Origin of the sequence: Pseudoxanthomonas jiangsuensis, from assembly GCF_010093185.1 — a bacterium.
Classification (GTDB): Bacteria; Pseudomonadota; Gammaproteobacteria; order Xanthomonadales; family Xanthomonadaceae; genus Pseudoxanthomonas; species Pseudoxanthomonas jiangsuensis.
The window spans coordinates 167943-185304 of sequence record NZ_PDWL01000001.1; the positions used below are offsets into that span (position 1 = coordinate 167943).

Annotated in this window: 20 protein-coding genes; 3 read left to right on the forward strand and 17 right to left on the reverse strand. The window is 67.5% G+C overall.

Features of this window, described 5'->3' with window-relative positions:
• Window positions 1-32: 32 nt before the first annotated feature.
• Complete coding sequence (locus tag CSC62_RS00805) at window positions 33-470, forward strand: zinc-binding dehydrogenase (protein ID WP_162404255.1); 438 nt, start codon at window positions 33-35, stop codon at window positions 468-470.
• 51 nt (window positions 471-521) lie between these two features.
• Here the strand turns inward: CSC62_RS00805 and CSC62_RS00810 are convergent, their stop codons facing one another.
• Both CSC62_RS00810 and CSC62_RS00815 read right to left on the reverse strand, forming a co-directional pair.
• Window positions 522-1013, reverse strand: a complete 492-nt coding sequence (locus tag CSC62_RS00810) for a hypothetical protein (RefSeq protein ID WP_162404256.1) — start codon at window positions 1011-1013, stop codon at window positions 522-524.
• A gap of 428 nt (window positions 1014-1441) precedes the next feature.
• Complete coding sequence (locus tag CSC62_RS00815) at window positions 1442-2236, reverse strand: SDR family oxidoreductase (protein ID WP_162404257.1); 795 nt, start codon at window positions 2234-2236, stop codon at window positions 1442-1444.
• A 41-nt stretch (window positions 2237-2277) separates the two neighbouring features.
• Between CSC62_RS00815 and CSC62_RS00820 the strand changes: the two genes are divergently transcribed.
• Window positions 2278-2844, forward strand: a complete 567-nt coding sequence (locus CSC62_RS00820) for a Crp/Fnr family transcriptional regulator (RefSeq protein ID WP_162404258.1) — start codon at window positions 2278-2280, stop codon at window positions 2842-2844.
• Between the two features lie 183 nt (window positions 2845-3027).
• Here the strand turns inward: CSC62_RS00820 and CSC62_RS00825 are convergent, their stop codons facing one another.
• The 6 genes from CSC62_RS00825 to CSC62_RS00850 form a co-directional block, all read right to left on the reverse strand.
• A complete protein-coding gene (locus tag CSC62_RS00825; RefSeq protein WP_162404259.1) occupies window positions 3028-3453 on the reverse strand; it encodes a GNAT family N-acetyltransferase in 426 nt (141 codons plus the stop codon).
• A gap of 127 nt (window positions 3454-3580) precedes the next feature.
• A complete protein-coding gene (locus CSC62_RS00830; protein WP_162404260.1) occupies window positions 3581-3991 on the reverse strand; it encodes a hemerythrin domain-containing protein in 411 nt (136 codons plus the stop codon).
• A gap of 119 nt (window positions 3992-4110) precedes the next feature.
• The gene (locus CSC62_RS00835) at window positions 4111-5178 is read right to left on the reverse strand and encodes a Kelch repeat-containing protein (protein ID WP_162404261.1); all 1068 of its coding nucleotides are present in this window, start codon (window positions 5176-5178) and stop codon (window positions 4111-4113) included.
• A gap of 131 nt (window positions 5179-5309) precedes the next feature.
• Complete coding sequence (locus CSC62_RS00840; protein WP_162404262.1) at window positions 5310-6092, reverse strand: hypothetical protein; 783 nt, start codon at window positions 6090-6092, stop codon at window positions 5310-5312.
• A 366-nt stretch (window positions 6093-6458) separates the two neighbouring features.
• Window positions 6459-7157, reverse strand: coding sequence for a hypothetical protein (locus CSC62_RS00845; RefSeq protein WP_162404263.1), 699 nt, complete (start codon window positions 7155-7157; stop codon window positions 6459-6461).
• Window positions 7158-7366: 209 nt separating this feature from the next.
• On the reverse strand, window positions 7367-7942 hold the full coding sequence (locus CSC62_RS00850) for a hypothetical protein (protein ID WP_162404264.1): 576 nt from the start codon (window positions 7940-7942) through the stop codon (window positions 7367-7369).
• Window positions 7943-8335: 393 nt separating this feature from the next.
• Between CSC62_RS00850 and CSC62_RS00855 the strand changes: the two genes are divergently transcribed.
• Window positions 8336-8770, forward strand: a complete 435-nt coding sequence (locus CSC62_RS00855; protein WP_162404265.1) for a hypothetical protein — start codon at window positions 8336-8338, stop codon at window positions 8768-8770.
• Between the two features lie 23 nt (window positions 8771-8793).
• Here CSC62_RS00855 and CSC62_RS00860 read toward each other — a convergent pair whose 3' ends face one another.
• The 9 genes from CSC62_RS00860 to CSC62_RS00900 form a co-directional block, all read right to left on the reverse strand.
• A complete protein-coding gene (locus tag CSC62_RS00860; RefSeq protein WP_162404266.1) occupies window positions 8794-10305 on the reverse strand; it encodes a beta-N-acetylhexosaminidase in 1512 nt (503 codons plus the stop codon).
• A gap of 129 nt (window positions 10306-10434) precedes the next feature.
• Window positions 10435-10812 (reverse strand): hypothetical protein, encoded by a 378-nt coding sequence (locus CSC62_RS00865; RefSeq protein WP_162404267.1) that lies wholly within the window; start codon window positions 10810-10812, stop codon window positions 10435-10437.
• A gap of 89 nt (window positions 10813-10901) precedes the next feature.
• Window positions 10902-11420 carry a hypothetical protein gene (locus CSC62_RS00870; protein WP_162404268.1) on the reverse strand — a complete coding sequence of 173 codons (519 nt, stop codon included), beginning with the start codon at window positions 11418-11420 and terminating at the stop codon, window positions 10902-10904.
• 31 nt (window positions 11421-11451) lie between these two features.
• Window positions 11452-11805, reverse strand: a complete 354-nt coding sequence (locus CSC62_RS00875) for an FKBP-type peptidyl-prolyl cis-trans isomerase (RefSeq protein WP_162404269.1) — start codon at window positions 11803-11805, stop codon at window positions 11452-11454.
• A gap of 42 nt (window positions 11806-11847) precedes the next feature.
• On the reverse strand, window positions 11848-12585 hold the full coding sequence (locus tag CSC62_RS00880) for a hypothetical protein (protein WP_162404270.1): 738 nt from the start codon (window positions 12583-12585) through the stop codon (window positions 11848-11850).
• 129 nt (window positions 12586-12714) lie between these two features.
• A complete protein-coding gene (locus tag CSC62_RS00885; protein ID WP_162404271.1) occupies window positions 12715-13797 on the reverse strand; it encodes a hypothetical protein in 1083 nt (360 codons plus the stop codon).
• A 228-nt stretch (window positions 13798-14025) separates the two neighbouring features.
• The gene (locus tag CSC62_RS00890) at window positions 14026-15594 is read right to left on the reverse strand and encodes a TIGR04141 family sporadically distributed protein (RefSeq protein WP_162404272.1); all 1569 of its coding nucleotides are present in this window, start codon (window positions 15592-15594) and stop codon (window positions 14026-14028) included.
• A gap of 109 nt (window positions 15595-15703) precedes the next feature.
• Window positions 15704-16495: a TSCPD domain-containing protein gene (locus CSC62_RS00895; RefSeq protein ID WP_162404273.1), complete on the reverse strand. Its 792-nt coding sequence runs from the start codon at window positions 16493-16495 to the stop codon at window positions 15704-15706.
• A 100-nt stretch (window positions 16496-16595) separates the two neighbouring features.
• On the reverse strand, window positions 16596-17219 hold the full coding sequence (locus CSC62_RS00900; RefSeq protein WP_162404274.1) for a hypothetical protein: 624 nt from the start codon (window positions 17217-17219) through the stop codon (window positions 16596-16598).
• Window positions 17220-17362 lie beyond the last annotated feature (143 nt).

Here is a 17362-nt window from a genome sequence, read left to right on the forward strand (position 1 = left end):
CCGTTCGGCATCAGCGCGGCGCTTCTGAGCACATGCCGCTTGCGCATTGGCCGGCCGGCCGCGACCAGCCGATCATCGCCCTCCCATCCCTGCACTACACCGCCGGGCCGTTCGAGGAGAAGCTCGAAGGCCTGGACGTGGTGGTCAACACCGTCGACGACCAGGGCCAGACCGCCAGCCGCGCACTGCGCACCCTGCGCCGCGACGGCGCCCTGGTCTCGATCACCGGTCCGGCCGACGCGGCCAAGGCCGAGGCCGCGGGCGTGCGCAACCTCGCCCCGCAGCGCCCGGCGCCGAACCAGCCCGGGCTGTCCACGGCCACCATCCTCACCCGCATCGGCGAGCTGGCCGATGCCGGCAAGTACCGGGTCCACGTCGAGGAAACCCTGCCGCTGGCACAGGCCGCGCAGGCCTGGGAGCGCAGCCGCAGCGGCCGCACCCGCGGCAAGCTGGTGCTGGCGATCGACTGAGCGCTTCGCGGGTCGCAGGAAGCGCGGCGCGCCTGGCGCCGCGCGGAGGCCTCAGCGGCGGCCGCCGCCGCGGCCGGCCGGCCCGGGGCCGAAGCCCGGGCCCGGACCGCGCAGGCCCGGTTCGTAGTAGTAGCCGGGGCCGTCGTAGCCGCCCACGTTCAACTGCACGTTGATGGTGCGCTCGCCGCCATCCTCGGTCGCGTAGGACTTGCAGTAGTTCACGCTGGCGGCGTCGAAGGTGCTGTTGCCCATGCGCGAGGAATAGCCCATGCCGGTGGTGACGCTGCCGGTGATCGCGCTTTCCTCGCCGTCCGGCGTGGTCGGGCAGGCTTGGCGCCGCGGCGCGGACTGGCCGGCGGCAGCCACGGGCACGCCCGAGGTGTCGCCGTACCAGGTACCGGGCGGGTCCTGGCGATAGGTCGATGCCGGCTCATCCGGCAGCGACAGGTCCAGCGCATCGGCATCGCTGGCGAACGCCGGAGCGGCGGCCAGGCACAGCCAGGCGCCGAGGAGGACGCCGGGGAAAACGGATGTCGGGCGCATGGTCGGGATTCCGGAGCCGTCGGAGCGATGGCTCATCTTGGCAGCGGCCAGGTGAACGCTGGCCCGATCGTAGTCCGTGCCTTCGCAGCGTGTGTGCCAGGGCCGCCATAACGCGGCCCACGCCGTCGCTGCGACTGCGCGTTTCGCCTGTCTGCGGTCCCGTGGAACTCCGCCGGCCCGAGCCGGGATGCCGTTACTTGCGCTCGCGCCGCAGGGCGAAGGTGCCCAGGCCGATCACGACGGCCAGGCCGATGGCCAGGAACACGAACAGCGGCATCAGGGACATGCGGAACCTCGTAGCGGATGGCTGCGGCAGTGACGCCGGCCGTCCTTTATACCCGGCTGCGGGCCGGACGCATGCCGCCTTGCAGCATGGCGGTCGCCCCGGGTCGTCAAGAATGGCGGCAACGCCCGGTCCAGGCGCGCGCTCATCCCCGCCTTAGGATCGCGCGCGGGATCGCCGGGGCGATGCGCGCCAGCCAAGGCAGCCAGCGCGCCTTGCCGACGTAGACCTCCGTCTTGCCGGCTGCGATCCCGGCGACGATCTCGGCGGCCGCCTGCGCCGCACCGATCTTGCCGGTGCCCCGCCCGGCCGTCATCGGCGTGTCGACCATCGGCAGGATTGCCTCGACCACCGCCGTGGAACGGCCTTCGAGCTGGTAGCGCAGTCCCTGCGACAGCGAATGCAGTGCGGCCTTGGTCGCGCAGTACACCGCCGCGTCCGATTTCGGAAACAGGGCCAATCCCGAGGATACGTTGACGATCGCCGAGGACCGCCCGTCGGCCTGGAACAACGCGATTGCCAGCCGCGCCATCCGGGCGGGCGCGACGAAGTTGACGGCAATCTCGCGCGTGATCGAATCGTCGTCGAAGTCAGGGTCGGTGAAGCGCGCAGTGGACTGCACGGCGGCGTTGTTGATCACGATCGAAATTCCAGGGTGGTGCGCGGTCACCTGCCCCCAGAGGCGTTCGAGCTCGTCCGGCACGGCCAGGTCGCAGGCGTAGGTGTCCACGCCCGGCAGTCGCAGCCGCAGTTGCGCCAGCCGCTGCGGCGAACGCGCCACCACCAGCAGGCGATGGCCCATGCCATGCAGCAGGTACACCAGCTCCAGGCCAATGCCGCTGGTGCCGCCGGTGACCAGGATCGTCCGCGCTTCGGATAGCATTCGCCCGCACTCCGGAATGGGGACGCGCAGGATCGCGCCAGCCCGCGTGCGCCGCATTAACCCGGGTTCATCGCCGCAGCCTCGTCCAGGAGACCGCCGTGCCAGACCGCCCCGACCTCAATGCACTGGAAGACGCACTCCTGAGCCATCCGCGGCTGCGCATGCAGACCAGGACGTTCTCCCTGCCCGCGGGAACTTCGGTCATACGCCAGGGCCAGGCGTGCGCCGACATATTCGTGTTGCGCGCCGGCCTGGTGAAGCTGCACTACGCCACGCCCGCGGGCAAGGAATGGGTGAAGAGCTTCGTCGCCGACCGTGGCGTATTCGGCTCGCGTAGCGCGCAGATGGCCGGAACCGGCAGCGCCTTCTCCGCCACCTGCCTGGAGGACTGCGAGCTGGCCACCCTTCCCTATCCGCTGTTCTTGGGCACGGTACTGGCCGATCCGGCGCTGGCGGCGCAGGTCCTGCGCTTCAACGAATGGCTGGGGCTGAAGAAGGAGCGGCGCGAATACGATCTGCTGTGCCGCTCGGCCGAGGAGCGCTACCGCCGCTTCCTCGACGGGGATGCGGCGCTGGCCGCGCGCCTCACCCAGGCCGACATCGCGCGCTACCTGGGCATCACTGCGATCGCGCTGTCGCGGATCAAGCGGCGACTGGCGGCATAGGCCGGCGGTGATCCTGGGCAGCCTGCGCTGATGTATGAGCCTGCCTGCAGGAGCCGACAGGATGAAACCCCGATGCTCGCCAGGCTTCGGCCCAGGTACTCGGGCATGCCCCACTGATGCCTTGGATTATGGCTTCGCCATTCATGCCAACGGGCCAGGCGATCAGCACATCGCGCCGCGCCTTCATGCCAGGTCCATCGAGAAATACCTGGCCTCGTGCTTCATGCCCTCGCGCTCGTAGAAGCGGTGCGCGTCGGCGCGCTGCACGCCGGAGACCAGGCGCAGCTGCCGGCAGCCCTGCCGCCGGCCATGCTCGGCGATCCAGCGCAGGAGGGCGGCGCCGTAGCCGCGCGAGCGCTCGGCCTCGGCGGTCACCAGATCCTCGACTTCCAGGTAGCGGCCTGTGTGCAGCCATTCGCCGACGCGGATCCCGGCCAGGGCACGCAGGATGCCGTCTTCCTCCAGCGCCACCAGCCGGTAGCCGCCATCGGCCATGAGCCGCGGCACCGCCGCCAGGTAGTCCTCGCGCGACAGGCGCGGCCGCAGCTTCGACATCAGCTCGAAGCTGCGGGCGATGGCGGCGGGATCCTCCACGAATCCGATCTGCATGCTTCCCTCCCTGGACCATAGCCGGTGCCGCGACGCGCGGACCGGCCGCCATCGTGCCACGTCCGCGGGCGTCCCGGGCGTCGCCTGCGGCGCGCTCCCTGCCGCTTCCCGGCGCAGTGGTACCGGCTCAGACCCGCTCTGCCGCCGGATACAGTTCGGCGTTCTCGCGCTGCAGGCGCTCGAACAGCGAACGCAGCACGGTATTGGCATCGTGGCGGAAGCCGTCCGGATCGGCCGCCAGCCGCGCCGGCACCCGCCACTTGCCGACGAAGCCGGCGAACGCCTGGGCCAGGCCCTGCATCTCCGCCTGGTAGCGCGCGCTCAGCGCGGCCACGTCCGGGCTGCCCGACCGGGCCAGCATCGGGTACAGCACCTGGTCCTCGGCGGCCAGGTGGAACTTGATGTGGCTGGCCGTGCTGACGATGGCCTCGCCGATCTTCTCCGCGTTCTCGCGCACGCCGGCCCGCGACAATTTCCTCAATGCGTCGATCTGCTCCAGGATCGCCGCGTGGTCGCGGTGGTACCGCTCTATGTCCATTACTGCTTCACCTTCTTGCCATCCCGCAACGTGCGGGTATCGGGCTCGATATCGGCCCGCGCGGCGAAGGCTTGAATGGTTACCGCCGGGAACCCCGGCGGCGCGCTTCCTGGCGGCCGCTATTCGGCCACCGCCTGCGGCCGGGCGAACACCAGATGGTCGGCCAGCTCCGGACCGCCGCCGCGGTCGCCGCTGCCGGCGGCGATGTGCAGGGCCTCCCCGAGCATCGTCGCCTGGGTGCCGTGGCGGCCCCGCGGCAGCGGCGACAGTGCGGTCCAGCGCGCGGCCGCCGGATCGTAGGCCTCCACCTCGGCGTGGCCCGGCACCTGGCGCGCGCTCTCACCGCCCAGCACCAGCAGCCGGCCGTCCATCGCCACCGCGGCCGCACCGGCGCGCGGCGTCGGCAACGGGGCTTCGAGCGTCTGCCAGCGGCCGCTGGCGAAGTCGTACACGTCCACCTGCGGGATGGTCAGGCCCAGGGTGTCGCCGGTGTCGTGCGAGGTCCGGCGTCCGCCGGCGGCGTAGAGCCGTCCGTCGAGTACCACCGCGTGGAAGTGGTCGCGCGCGTGCGGCGCATTGGCCAGCGCGCGCCATTGGCCGCTGGCCAGGTCGAGCTCGTCCAGCCACGGCACGTAGCCGCTGAGATGGCCGCGGGTGTTGCCGCCGACCAGGTACAGGCGGCCCTCGTGCACCACCGCACCGGCCGCGCCGCGGCGCCGCTGCGCCGGCACTTCCGCCCCCCGGCTCCAGCGGTCGCTGGCCGGGTCGTAGACCAGCACGTGGTCCAGCGGCGATTCCTCGGGAAAATCGCCGGTGAAGGCGCCGACCACGTACAGCCGCCCGGCATGCGCCACCGCCTGCACGTGATGGATCTCCAGCGGCGGCGGTGCGCCTTCCCGCCAGCGGCCGCTGGCCGGGTCGAAGATGTCGAGCGGCCGCTGGCCGCGGCCGCCGAGCAGGTACAGGCGGCCATCCAGCGCGACGAAGGCGTTCTCGTGGCGGGCGTGAGGTCCGCCTGCGGTGGCAGCCGGCGACCAGACAGGCGCGGACGCGGCGTGCGTGCCGTGACCGGCGTGGACGTCGTCGCCCGCACCCGCCCAGGCCAGCGGCACGGTGGCGGCCAGCGCGAGCGCAAGCGCGGCGGGCGCGGCCCGCCGCACGATGTGGAACAAGGCGTTCTCGAGCATGACGATCCCTCTTCGGACGGGCCCATTCTGCACGACCCGCCCGCGACCGGTCCGCCTCCCCACACCGACCTGCAAAAAGGAAAGGCGCCGCGAGCGGCGCCTTCCAGAGTCATCGCGAAACAGCCGCCCGGTCAGCGGCCGTCGCCGTCGGCATCGCCCGGCAGGACGCGTTCCACGCCGTGCCAGGCGTCGCGGGTCGCGGCCTTGGCCTTTTCCCAGCCCAGGCGCGAGTTGCCCTTGACCTTGTCCCAGCCCTGGCCCAGCTCGGTCTCCAGGCTCTCGTCCCACTGCCGGTCGGAATAGCGACCGCGCGCCTGGGTGCCGTAGCGATAGGCCGGGAGGTAGTCGTCGAAACCGGCGTCGGGCTCGCGGTAGTCCACGCCCGAGAACTGCCCGGCGTAGTAGCGGTCGCTGGCGCCGTAGGCGCGGTAGGTGCGATCGCTGCGATCCCAGGCATCGCGCACGGCGTCGCGGGCATGGTCCCATTCCAGCTTCGACTGGCCGCGCACCTGGCCCCAGCCGGTGCCCAGTTCCTGCTCCAGGCGCTCGTCCCAGGCGCGTTCGGGCATGCGCGTGCGCGCATCGACGCCGTAGGTGTAGGCCGGGGCGTAGTCGTTCTCGTAGTCGAAGCGGGCGTCGTGGTACGGGCGGCTGGCATAGGTGTCGCGCCAGAACTGCTCCTCGCCGGTCGGATCGATGCGTTCGGCCACGCCCTTGCCCGCGGCCGCGCCGACCAGGGTACCGATGCCGCCGCCGATCAGCATGCCCAGCGGGCCGCCGATCGCGCCGATCGCCGCGCCGGCGGCTGCACCGCCCACGCCTCCGACACCCACGCCGACCGGGTGCGAACCGGGCGTGCCGGTGAGCGGATCGCGATTGAGGTCGCGGGTCTGGTTGTTCTCGTTCTTGTCCACGTGGACTCCTCGTCTTGTCGTCGTCGGGATGGGGACCCGTCCCTCGTGCGGGCGCCTGCGGTGCAGGTGCGTCCACGTTGGAACGCGCGGCGTGAATCTGCCGTCGCATGACGACACGAGGTTGCAGGGACGGCACACGCGTTCAGCGTGCCGCGGGGTTCGCCGTCGAGGCGTGGAGATGGATCGGCGGCCGTTGTCCGGCGCGCCGAATCGTCTTCGGCTCCGCCGTGCCACATGGGGAAGCCATGGCCCGCACGTCCGCACTGGTCGGGACGTTGGCCTGATCGAGCCCGTGGGTCCGGTAATGGGGCCAGGTCCACTCCGGCCAAGTGGAGCCCGACCCCAGCGATCAATCCGGTCCCTGCGCTAGCCCGCCTGCGTGCACAGGCGCGAGAAGCTCGCCGTCTCCCGGTCACCCGCCAGCGACAGCAGCGAGATCCGGCAGTCCTCGCCGCTCTCGGCGCGATAGCGCACGCTCTGGCCCGGGTTCAGGCTCTGGCGCACGTCGTTCTCCTCCCCGGCCCGGCTCATGTTCACCGTGACGCTGCTGCCCGTGACGTGGTACAGGCCGATGGCGTTGTACGCATCCAGCTGCAGGCCCCTGCCTTCCGTCAGGATGAAGTCGTAGCCGCCGTTGATCCCCGAATTCGCGCGCGCCAGCTGGCGGGTGCGCTCGTTCTCCTCGCGGGCCAGCGCGATCATGCGGATCAGGTCGCGGTTCTGCGCCTGGATGCTGGCGATCGAACTGGACACCTTCTTGAAGTTGTCGCGGTCGCCGGCGGCCAGGTCCTGCCCCAGCTTGCCCAGGCTCTCCTTCAGGGCCGCGAACTCGGTCTTCTGCTGCTCGGCGATCTTCTGCAGCTGGTCGTCGCCGCCGAGCTGCTTGTCCTTGGCCCAGGTCAGGCCTTCGTTGAGGAAGAAGCCGGCCACGCCGAGCACGATCCATTTCGCCGCTTCCTTGAACTTGCCGGCGAGACCGCCTTCCTTCTTCCGGACCTGCGGGGCGGCATCGCCGCCCTTTCCGCCCTGGTCGTGCGCAGCTTCCTTGACGTTCTGTTCTGTCATGTCATTCCCCTGTTGTCCCCATGCCGGCGTCCGGCTTCCGGTCGCGCGCCCGCTCCGATCCCCATCGGAAGACACCCACCGATCCTCATCGCAGGATCCTGTCGGGCCGCAACCGTCCCGAGTCTACGGCGCGCCGATGGCAGGGAGAAGACCGGTCCCGCTCCCCTCGACCGTGCCGCGGAATGACGGCCTTCGATCGTTGCGCCGGCTCAGCAGCCCATCGGCGGCAGGAACGTCAGCGTGGCCACTGCCACCCACCCGCCCTTCCTCAGCACCTCGATCCTCGCGCGTACTGCGCTGATGCCGGCGAACGGCGATACCGGCGAATCCTTCGCGGCCGGACCTGCGCGCAGGCCCTGCAGCCAGCGGTCGGCCTGCGCCGGATCGTCCATCACGGCTTCGCGCACGGCACGCTCGAGCTCGGCCGGGGTGTAGTCCGGGAAGCAGGCCTGCTGCTCGGGAGTCGGCGTGGGCAGCACGAACGACACCGGGCCGGTGCGCGCGGCCGGCTCCCATTCCGACACGCAATGCTTCCAGTCGGTCAGGTCCAGGTGCGGACCCCCGGCGCTCAGGACCAGGCTGGTCTCGTACTGCACCCGCACGCGCCAGGTTTCGCCCGCGTGCGCCGGCTGCAGCTGCAGGGTGGCGCCGTAGACCTCGTCGCCCAGGTCCAGCGGCACGTCGAGCGCGGACGGTACCTCGCCTTCGCTCTGCCAACCGGAGAAGGTGGAGCCGGCGCCCGCATGGGGCAGGACGCGCAGACCGGTCAGGTCCTGCGCCTGCACGGCGGACGGCGCGCATGCCAGCAGCGCCCAGAGCAGGAGCGGCCAAGAACGCGATAGCCGGCCTGCGGCGGCATCGAACGCGACCGCGATCCGCGTCCCGCACGGACGCGCGTTGGTGGCGCTTGCGGTTCTTCCTGGTTCCATCCTGGATTCTCCGCTCCGGATCGGAGACGCGATTGAACCACGGGCGCCGGGCCTGCACCACGGCAGCCGCCAACGCCGGAAGGTACGTTGCGACCCGCTCCCACCGCACCGCGACCCAGCGCACGGCACGGACCCATCGCGGAGTCCCCGGCTAGAATCCACGCCTCAGGCGCGCGGAACCGGGGATCCCCGTGCGCCGGCCTGCCACAGGCGGTCATCCGGGGATTTCCGACCAGGGAGTGGATTCGCATGAAGCATCAGATCGCACGCACCGCGGCGGCAGTCGTCCTGGGCGCCGCGACGTCGTTGGCCGCCGCATCCGAATGCGAGCAGAACTTCAACGTCAACGGCTCCTTCGGCAGCGGCCGCACCTACGCCACCGAGGCCCGCGTGCCGGACGTGACCTACCTGCCGGCGCTGTACCGGGTCCGCGACAAGATCCAGGAGCAGGGCCTGGTGGTACTGGCCGTGCAGGAGAAGAACGGCTACATCCGCGCCGCCAACGCCGTGACCGGCGGGGAAGGCGGCACCGCCAACGCCCCGTTGCGCGTCTACGTCACCCCGCAGGACGGCGGCGGCGTGAACGTCTCCCTGCAGTTCACCATCGCCGGCGGGCAGATGACCAGCAAGAAGTCGGTCATGCGCTACATGTGCGAGATCGTGGACGCCGCCGCGGCGGGCTGACCGGGCGGGGCCGGGTCCGCTCCCTACTTTTCTGCTTCCCCGCCATCCCAGCCCAGGTCCGGCTCGGGGTGGTAGCGGATGCCCAGCGCGTCCAGGTGGGCGCGCAGCGCACCCATGCGTTCCAGGAAGCCGGCGTAATCGCGCTGGCCGGCGGAGCTCCAGGCCACTTCGGACACCGCCGCCAGCCGAGGCCACAGGCGGTCGTCGGCGGCGGCATCGGTGTGCACCAGCTCCGACCACAGCGCGGCCTCGATGCCGACCGCGGTCTTGAACTCGGTGGGATCGAAGCTGTAGACCCGCTCCAGCGGTACTCCTTCCTTGCGGCACCAGTCGTAGGTCTGCGGCTGGCCGGCATGGTTGCCGTGGTCGAGGTAGAAGTACGTGCACGGCGACAGGATCAGCGGATGGCCCTTGGCCACCGCCGCGTCGATGGCGTAGCCGTCGTTCCACAGCTGCAGCAGCATGTCCGGGCCGGTGTCGGCCACCGAGCCCTCCTCCCAGGCGATGGGGGTGCGCCCCATCTCCCGCACGACCGCCGCGGTGCGGGCGACGAAGTCGGCGTACAGCGGATGCTTGATCTCGTCGCCGCCGATGTGGATCTCCTGCGACGGGAAGACCTCAAGAACTTCCTCCAGCACGTGGCGGACGAAGGGGTAGACCACCTCCGGCTTGGACAGGCACAGCACGCTGAAGCCCACCTCCAGCCCGTCGTAGGGCGCCAGGTTCTCCACGTCGTCGCAGGCCAGCTCGTTGTACGAGGCCAGCATCGCCTGCACGTGGCCCGGCATGTCGATCTCCGGCACGATGGTGATCCCGCGCGCCTGCGCATAGGCGACCAGGTGCTTGAGCTGCTCCTGCGTGTACCAGCCCGAGCGCCCGCCCCTGACTGCGCTGGCGCCGCCGATCTCCACCAGCTTTGGATAGCGCTTGATCTCCATGCGCCAACCCTGATCGTCGCTCAGGTGCAAGTGCAGCCGATTGAGCTTGAAGAACGCCATCCGGTCGATGTGCCGTTCCAGGTACTCGACCGGCAGGAAGCTGCGGGCCACGTCCAGCGAACTGCCGCGCCAGGCGTAGGCCGGCACGTCGGTGATCGCCAGATGCGGCAGCCGGTATTCCGCCTGCGCCTGCGCGGGCAGCAGCTGGCGCAGGCTCTGCACCGCGTGGAGCAGGCCGGCATCGGTGCGTGCGACCAGGTCGATCCCGTCGCCGACCACCAGCCGGTAGCCCTCCTCGCCCAGTGAGGCATCGTCGGCCAGCTGCAGGCGGATGCGGGCGGTCGCCTTCGCGTCGGTGCGCAGGTCGAGGCTTGCCAGCGCGTCCTCCAGCGTACGCCGAGCGTTCGGCGCGGCGGCCGGTGCTTCCAGCGCGACGGCGCCGGCGACGCGCAGCGCACCAGGGCGGGCCTCCACCGACTGCGGCAGCGGCACGATGGACACCGTCTCGGTGCCACCCGCGGCGGCCGCGGGCGGCGTCGGCTGGCTGCAGGCGGCAGTGGACGCGAGCAGGCAGGAAAGCAGAAATCCGGACTTCATCGCAGGCCTCACTCGATGTCCACCAGAAAGGTCGGGATCATCTTAGGACCTGGGCTGAGGAGTGAGCCAGACCGGCCGCCGGCTTGCGCGCCCGGATCATCATCGAGCCAGGTGGCGATCTGTTCCGCGCTACTGCGGCGGATTGCCCGCCTGCATGGACAAGTCCTGGAAATGGAAGCCCAGCTCGACCGCACAGATGACCATGGCCGGATCATGCGTCGGCGGGAACGAGGCAATCGCCTCGACATTGCGCAGGGTCAGGGCCCGCCATTCCGCGGCGTCCAGGTCGTCACTGCGACCGCGCCCGTACACCTGGTCGTAGATCGTCCGCGAGGCGGCGATTTTGGCCAGCACCTTCGGATCGGGCGGAGCAGCGTAGTACGTCTCCATGCAACGATAGGCTTCCAGCACCCGGGCATGTTCCCGCTCCAGCAGCGCGACACGCTCGCCGGCGGCCAGCGCCTGCTGTGCCGGCGCCGCTGGAGCCAGCGTCAGCAACGCCAGCATGACCAAGGCGGCCCCCACCCACCGTCTCATCGACATACCTTCCCTCCTTCCCTTGCCCAGGCCTGTCGGGCCACCGGCCCGAACGGCCCTCATTTCGAATCGAACATTTCCGGCAGGACGCGCTCGCCCATCACCCGCTCGCCGCGCAGATCGCGGCACGCCACGGTGACGTCCCAGGAAAAGTCGACGTCCACCATCATCCAGGTGCCGTCGGCGATGGCGCCTTCCCAGTGCGAATTACCGTACTCGTCGACCAGGCGCGACTGGACATCGGCCGGAAGCGTGGCCACGTAGTCCCGCGCGAACGCCGTGGCCTGTCGCACGCCGTCCTCCCGCTGCCCGGCGGTGAGGCCCTCGGAACGCTCGATGGGGATGATGGTCTTGACGGCACTGACCTCATAGATCCGTCCCGTGGCCGTATCGGTACGGACCAGGTAGCGGTCGAAGCGCGCGTCGGGTCGCGGCGGCGTCACCTCGTACCAGGTCGATGCCTTGCCGCTGCCCGGCTGCTTGCGCGCATCGCGGCCCGGCTTGTCGCCGAAGGCGATGCCGTGGGCTCCCGAAGGATCGCAGCCCATGACTCCACCGGGGACCAGCAGGAGCACCATTACCACCGATTGCCGATACGGGAACACGGCCTCAGGTGCCCAGCAGCTCCACCTCGAACTTGAGCGTGGCGTTGGGCGGGATCACGCCACCGGCGCCGCGCGCGCCATAGCCGAGACTGGCCGGGATGATCAGCACGCGCGTGCCGCCCACCTTCATGCCCTGCACGCCCTCGTCCCAGCCCTTGATCACCATGCCGGCGCCCAGCGGGAAGATGAAGGGCTCGTCCCGGTCCTTGCTGGAATCGAACTTGGCGCCCTGCTCGCCGTTCTGATAGAGCCAGCCGGTGTAGTGCACGGTGACGTTGCGGCCGGGCGCGGCTTCGGGGCCGGCGCCGACGACGGTGTCTTCGAACTGCAGGCCGGAAGTGGTGGTGGTGAAGGCCATGATGGGTTTCCTTGCAGGGTGGCAATGCCGTGAGCCGCCAGTCTAGCCGGTGCCCGGCCCGCTGCCTCCCGCCGATGAACCCGGCTCCGGGTCGGCGCAGGCGGGGGCAGCATGCTTTCGTCGCATCCGCAGCGCCTCGTCGAGCAGGAAGGCATACAGCTGGAGGCGGCGGCTGAACTCCGCGCCCCGCCAGGCGATAAGCCACAGGAACGGGGCCAGCAGGCCCAGGATGGCCAGCCATCCCGGCAGGTGCAGCAGGTCCTGCCAGTTGCGCAGTAGCACGAACAGGGAGACCAGGACGGGAAGCAGCCCGAGCCGGTCGATTCCGCCGATCAGCATGCCCAGTCGCGACTGCAGGCGCTCATGGCCCATCTGCGCATAGCGCAAACTCGATTCCAGTGAATCACGCGGGTAGCTGGAGAGCCAGGCAGCCAGCCCCATGAACTGGGCCACATCGTGATCGAACTGCGCGACCATGCCCGCGCGATGGTGGCGCAGGTCCTGCACGAGCACCCACAGGTTTCGCACGAACCCGGGCACGAAGCCGACGACCACCAGTGCGAGGCCTGCCCACGCTAGCCACAGCATCCAGGTCTGTGGCGCCAGCCACTTCACCAGCAGCGACGGCACGAAGGCGGCGATCATGCCGACCATGCCGAGCAGCGCCAGGCGTCGCGCCCAGCGGGGCGTATCCAGCGTCGAAACGGGTCCTTCGGGCAGCGCTGCGATCTTTGCTTCCAGCAGCGCAAAGGTCAGTGCCGGCCTGTGCTCCACATCCATGCAAACCCCTCTTGCACACTTCAACTCAACGATTCGCTCGGCAACTGCAGGAAGCGAGCCTGAGCCCAGTGCCCCCACTACAGCAGGTCGGGAAAGTGCGGTCTGACCCCTGTTTCCCCTTTTCTCCGGTTACTTTCCGGCAACAAAATCGCCCGCCGTCGCCGGAGCATCTGGCCGTTGCAGGGTAAAGATGCACTCGAAATATGGCCGGACCGCGTCCCAATTCAGGTACTGCTTGCGAGCCCGCACGAGAAGCCGGCCGACATCCACCACGTTGCCCTCTTCCTGGAACCCGCGCATGAAGGCCGCGCGCGAATCTGCATCGGCATGCAGGCCGTGGTCTTGGCCGGCGTAGGAGTGGAATTCAAGGATGTTGCCGGGCGCTGGCACGCTATCTCCCGCGAGCGTGCATTCCCGCATGCCACTGGCCTCTTCGCGTCGTACATGACCCGCCGCGAAGCTGTCCTGTACCGAATGCAGAAGAGAGCCGAACGCGACGTCGTCAACCGAACGCCGCAGGCCACCGCTGGCACCCAACGTATAGAGATCCATCAGACGCCACTCGGTGCGACCGTAGGCCTCCTGGATCGCAGGTATCTCGATATCCCTGAGCCGGGTCTCCAGCGTGTACTCGCCGCGCGAGGCGCGCCAAGCGAACTCGAACCAGCCGAAGAGACTGTCCCGGGTCTTTGATGCGAGCTCGCCGTCCGCAGCCGCCATCGCATGCAGGTACTGAAGGTCGCCGAAATGCGACCGGTAGAGCATCGCGTCCCCAGGGCCATACCGCTTCCCGCTCGCCGCGCCCGCCTCTGCATCGCGAAAGAGGCTAACCCAACACCATGGCTGGGTCTCGAAACGTACAGTTTCTTGGGTCTTGCAGCTGGAGCTCTTTGCCTGCCCGGCGAGAAGACGGAAAGGCGGATCATCGTTCCAGCGCACGCCCGCCAAAACCGAGGGTGGGGCGGTCGTGGCCTCACTGCCCGCGCAGGCATCACCGTTGCAGCCGTACAGGCGGTTGGTGATTTCCTCATGGACCGGTTCGGTGAAGACCTCCAGCGACCATTGCGCCATCAGCCGCTCGGCCGAAGCGCGCGTTCCAGAAGTAATTCCGGCCAGGCGCCTCTCATCCGGCGTCGATTGCGTAGCAAGCTTATGTGCTGAAGCCTCAGCCCCAGCCAGAAGAAGAACGGACAGAAGAATCCACTTGCGCACAGAACAACCCCCTGTTCACTGCGATCTGAAATCCACCAATCACGCGGCATCAAAGAAGTCCGTCGCCCCACCCAGTGTCACCTATGCACGTGAAAGTGCACTCTGACCCCTGTTTCGGTGATCTCGCTTTCCCCTAGCTAATTTGCACTCCAACCCCTGCCTCTGCCTGCTTCTCAGAAGTGCACTCTGACCGCTGTTTCCCATGTTTCCGCTTGTCCCCAGTTTCGCTTAGGTCACCATCAGATATGAGGGCTGAAATCGCATGCGGGCAAGGGCCGTAACGCACATCGAAAGCGAAAGGCGAGCAAAGAATGGCAACTTCGTCGGATGCGGCGACCTCAAGACTGCAAGAACAACTGAAGCGCCGCCGGTGTTTGCACTTGCTTTGGCCCATACCGAATGATGAGAAGTCGGCAACTTAGCCAAGACCTTGGCGTTAAATCCGCCGTCTTCACTGATCAGCCTGCAAGCAACCTGAGCCTGCTGGAAGAGATGACTGAGCGAAGCTGAGCCACCGCCCCAAGGCTTCACGCAGACAAGTTCACCAGAATCAGTGAGAAGGTCGCACACCTCAATACGGCTCCTTCCCCCGCCGTGCTGGATGTTTTTCTTGTCCAAAAGAATAATTTTTCCATTCGACGCACCAGCTACCCGAGCGTTGTAGACGCCCTCCGTTTCCGTGAGGGATTGCAGCTGAGGAAGCACGAGCTTCGATATTGTGAGTGCACCAACTTTTACATCAATCTCTGCAACAAAGCTTTGTTCAATTTGAAACCACCTACCCCCATGCGCGAGATAGGTTTTCTTCTTATAACTCACAGATCCATGCAGACACTGAAGTACAGACCACTTTTTCTTAAGATCTTTGCTTGCCTGCTGGTACGCATAGACAGAGCTATCTCGCAGGGCATCCGCGTCGATGATCTTGCCCTCTGAAATCGCAAATGCACGCCAGGCGCTTGGCGACAACTCGTAAGCGACTGGCGAATGACCGCCCCTCTTCGTCTTATAGCTGAAGAGGTCGTAGTCGTCCCAAGAAAGAAGGTCGGGGATACACAAGCTTATATCGGCGCTATTTGCGGCAACCAATGCAGCTAGTTCAATCTCAAGCTTCCCAACCAATGAATCGTCCCGAACTGGAACGACATTGTCGACCCACTGGAAATTCTTCTGATACGAAGTCTTCTTATGCAGCGCACTGCATCTGGCCAGATATCCGCCAATTGTCTCTTTCGATAAATCGATCGACCCTTTGAATGAATCAGAACCAGAGACTTGTAGACCAAAGTTCTCTGACTCCTTGACCCGCGCCTTGACTCCCGTCAGCAAATCTTTGTCGGTATCGATATCAAATCTGTAAATGTCATCCGCGTCCGGTATCTGCTCAATCGCTTGAATAAAGTCATCCGCGATACGGTCGCGCTTTATGCTTTTTAACTTGTTACGCTCCGCGAGGTTGAGAACGCAACGGACGCCGAAGTTCGGCTCGACCATCGCACGATCGACTCGCTGCCAAGCATGACCGAAGGTCACGATGAAATGGCTCTTTCCAAGGGGGACGATTACAAACCCTGACAGCGAACTTGTTTCAGGCATCTTGCTCACACCTCCAACCGCTTGTGCGGCGAGGGCTGCGAACCAGTCAGGCGTCCCTTTACTGAGGCCGTAGTGGAGCTTTGCGGTCTGCCCGTCATTGACGGGCACATCCATCGACTTACTAAGACCCTTTGCGTTTACGGCTCCTTGAGCCTTGAATCCCGGCTTGACCAGAAATACGTTCAGATACAAGCGATCCATGCCTCACCTCCATCGAAGGTTTGACTGCGCTCTTGACCTGCCATGAAAAGAAATGGGTCAGATTCACTTCTAGACCTGGCCCATATTCCACAGATTTATTCGCTTGGCATCACCCGCACTTGCTATACCCGCAATTCAAGCAGGTCGCACACCCATCCATGATCACCAACGCCTTGGTGCTGCACTTGTGGCACATGGTGGCGCTGGGGGGGAAGCTGGTGCCGTCGCCGGTGACGGCGACGTCCTCGTCGCGGGCCTGGGCGGCCGGCACGGCCGGGGCCGCGGTCAGCTCACTGTTTTTTTTTGAGCGCTCCTCGAACTGCTTGCGCTTCTCGGCGATCAGGGCCTTCTGGTGGGCGCTCAGCTCGGGGTCGTGGATCAGGCCGATGGACTTCATGTGCTCCTCGACCACGGCGCCGATCTCGGCGACCAGGGAGGGCATGTAGACGCCGCCGGCCTTGAAGTAGCCGCCGCGCGGGTCGAACACGGCCTTCATCTCCTCCACCAGGAAGGTCACGTCGCCGCCCTTGCGGAACACCGCCGACATGATCCGGGTCAGGCCGACGATCCACTGGAAGTGGTCCATCGACTTGGAGTTGATGAACACCTCGAACGGGCGGCGCAGCTCGTGCTCGGTGCCGGCGTTGAGGACGATGTCGTTGATGGTCACGTACATGGCGTGCTCGACCATCGGCGACTTGATCTTGTAGGTGCTGCCGATCAGCACGTCCGGGCGCTCGATGCGCTCGTGCATCTGGATGATGTTGTCCTTGGCCTCGGCCTGCTCGGCCACGGCGCGATCGACCGGGGCGGCCGGCACCGGGGGGGCGGCCTCGCGCGCCTTGTCCTCGGGGGTGACAACGGCGTAGCCCTTGATTTTCTGCTCGATCTTGACGGCCATGGCGGCGGATCCTTGGTTGTTCTTGTCTGTGCCTGAGGTGCGGCGATGCCACCGCGACACCCCTCCCCCGCCATAGGGGGAGGGGCGGTGTTGCGGACGCCTACTTCTTCTTCGCGGTCTTGCGGACGGTCTTCGGGGCGGTCTTCTTCGCGACCTTCTTCGGTGCGGCCTTCTTCGCGGCCTTGGCGACCTTCTTCACTGCCTTCTTCGCGGCGGCCTTGCGGGCCGGCGCCTTCTTTGCGACGACTTTCTTCGTTGCGGCCTTCTTCGTTGCAGTCTTCTTCGGCGCCGCCTTGCTGGCGGTCTTCTTGGCAGCCTTCTTCGGGGCGACCTTCTTGGTCGCGGCCTTCTTCGCCACGGCCTTCTTCGCAGGCGCTTTCTTGCCCAGCTTCCTGCGCAGCGCCGCCGCCTCGGCCGAGGCGTTCTCCTTGGCGGCCGACAGCTTCTTCTTCGCCTTGGAGACGGCCTTCTTCACCGCCTTCTTCGCCTTGGACACGTCGGCCGTCACGGTCTTCTTCGCCGCGGCGACCTTCTTGGCCGCGGCCTTCTTCACCGTGGCCACGCGCCTGGTCGCCGCCTTCTTCGCCTGGGTCACCGCCTCGCCGGCGGTGGCCACGGCACCGCTGGCGGTAGCGGCAATACTGCTGCCGACTTCGCTGACGGTTTCCTTCACGGTCTCGGCGGCCTCGGACAGGGTCGCCGTCACACCATTGCCATTGCTCATGGGGCCCTCCTGGGGGCGCTCTCCGTGTGGTACTCGGGGACGATCACTGCTTTCCGGGCGCCATGCTGCGGTGGAACCGGCCACGGCGGGCGCCCGGAAACAGCGCGCGCCGCGGCCTTCGATCGGTCGGAGCCAGCCCCGGC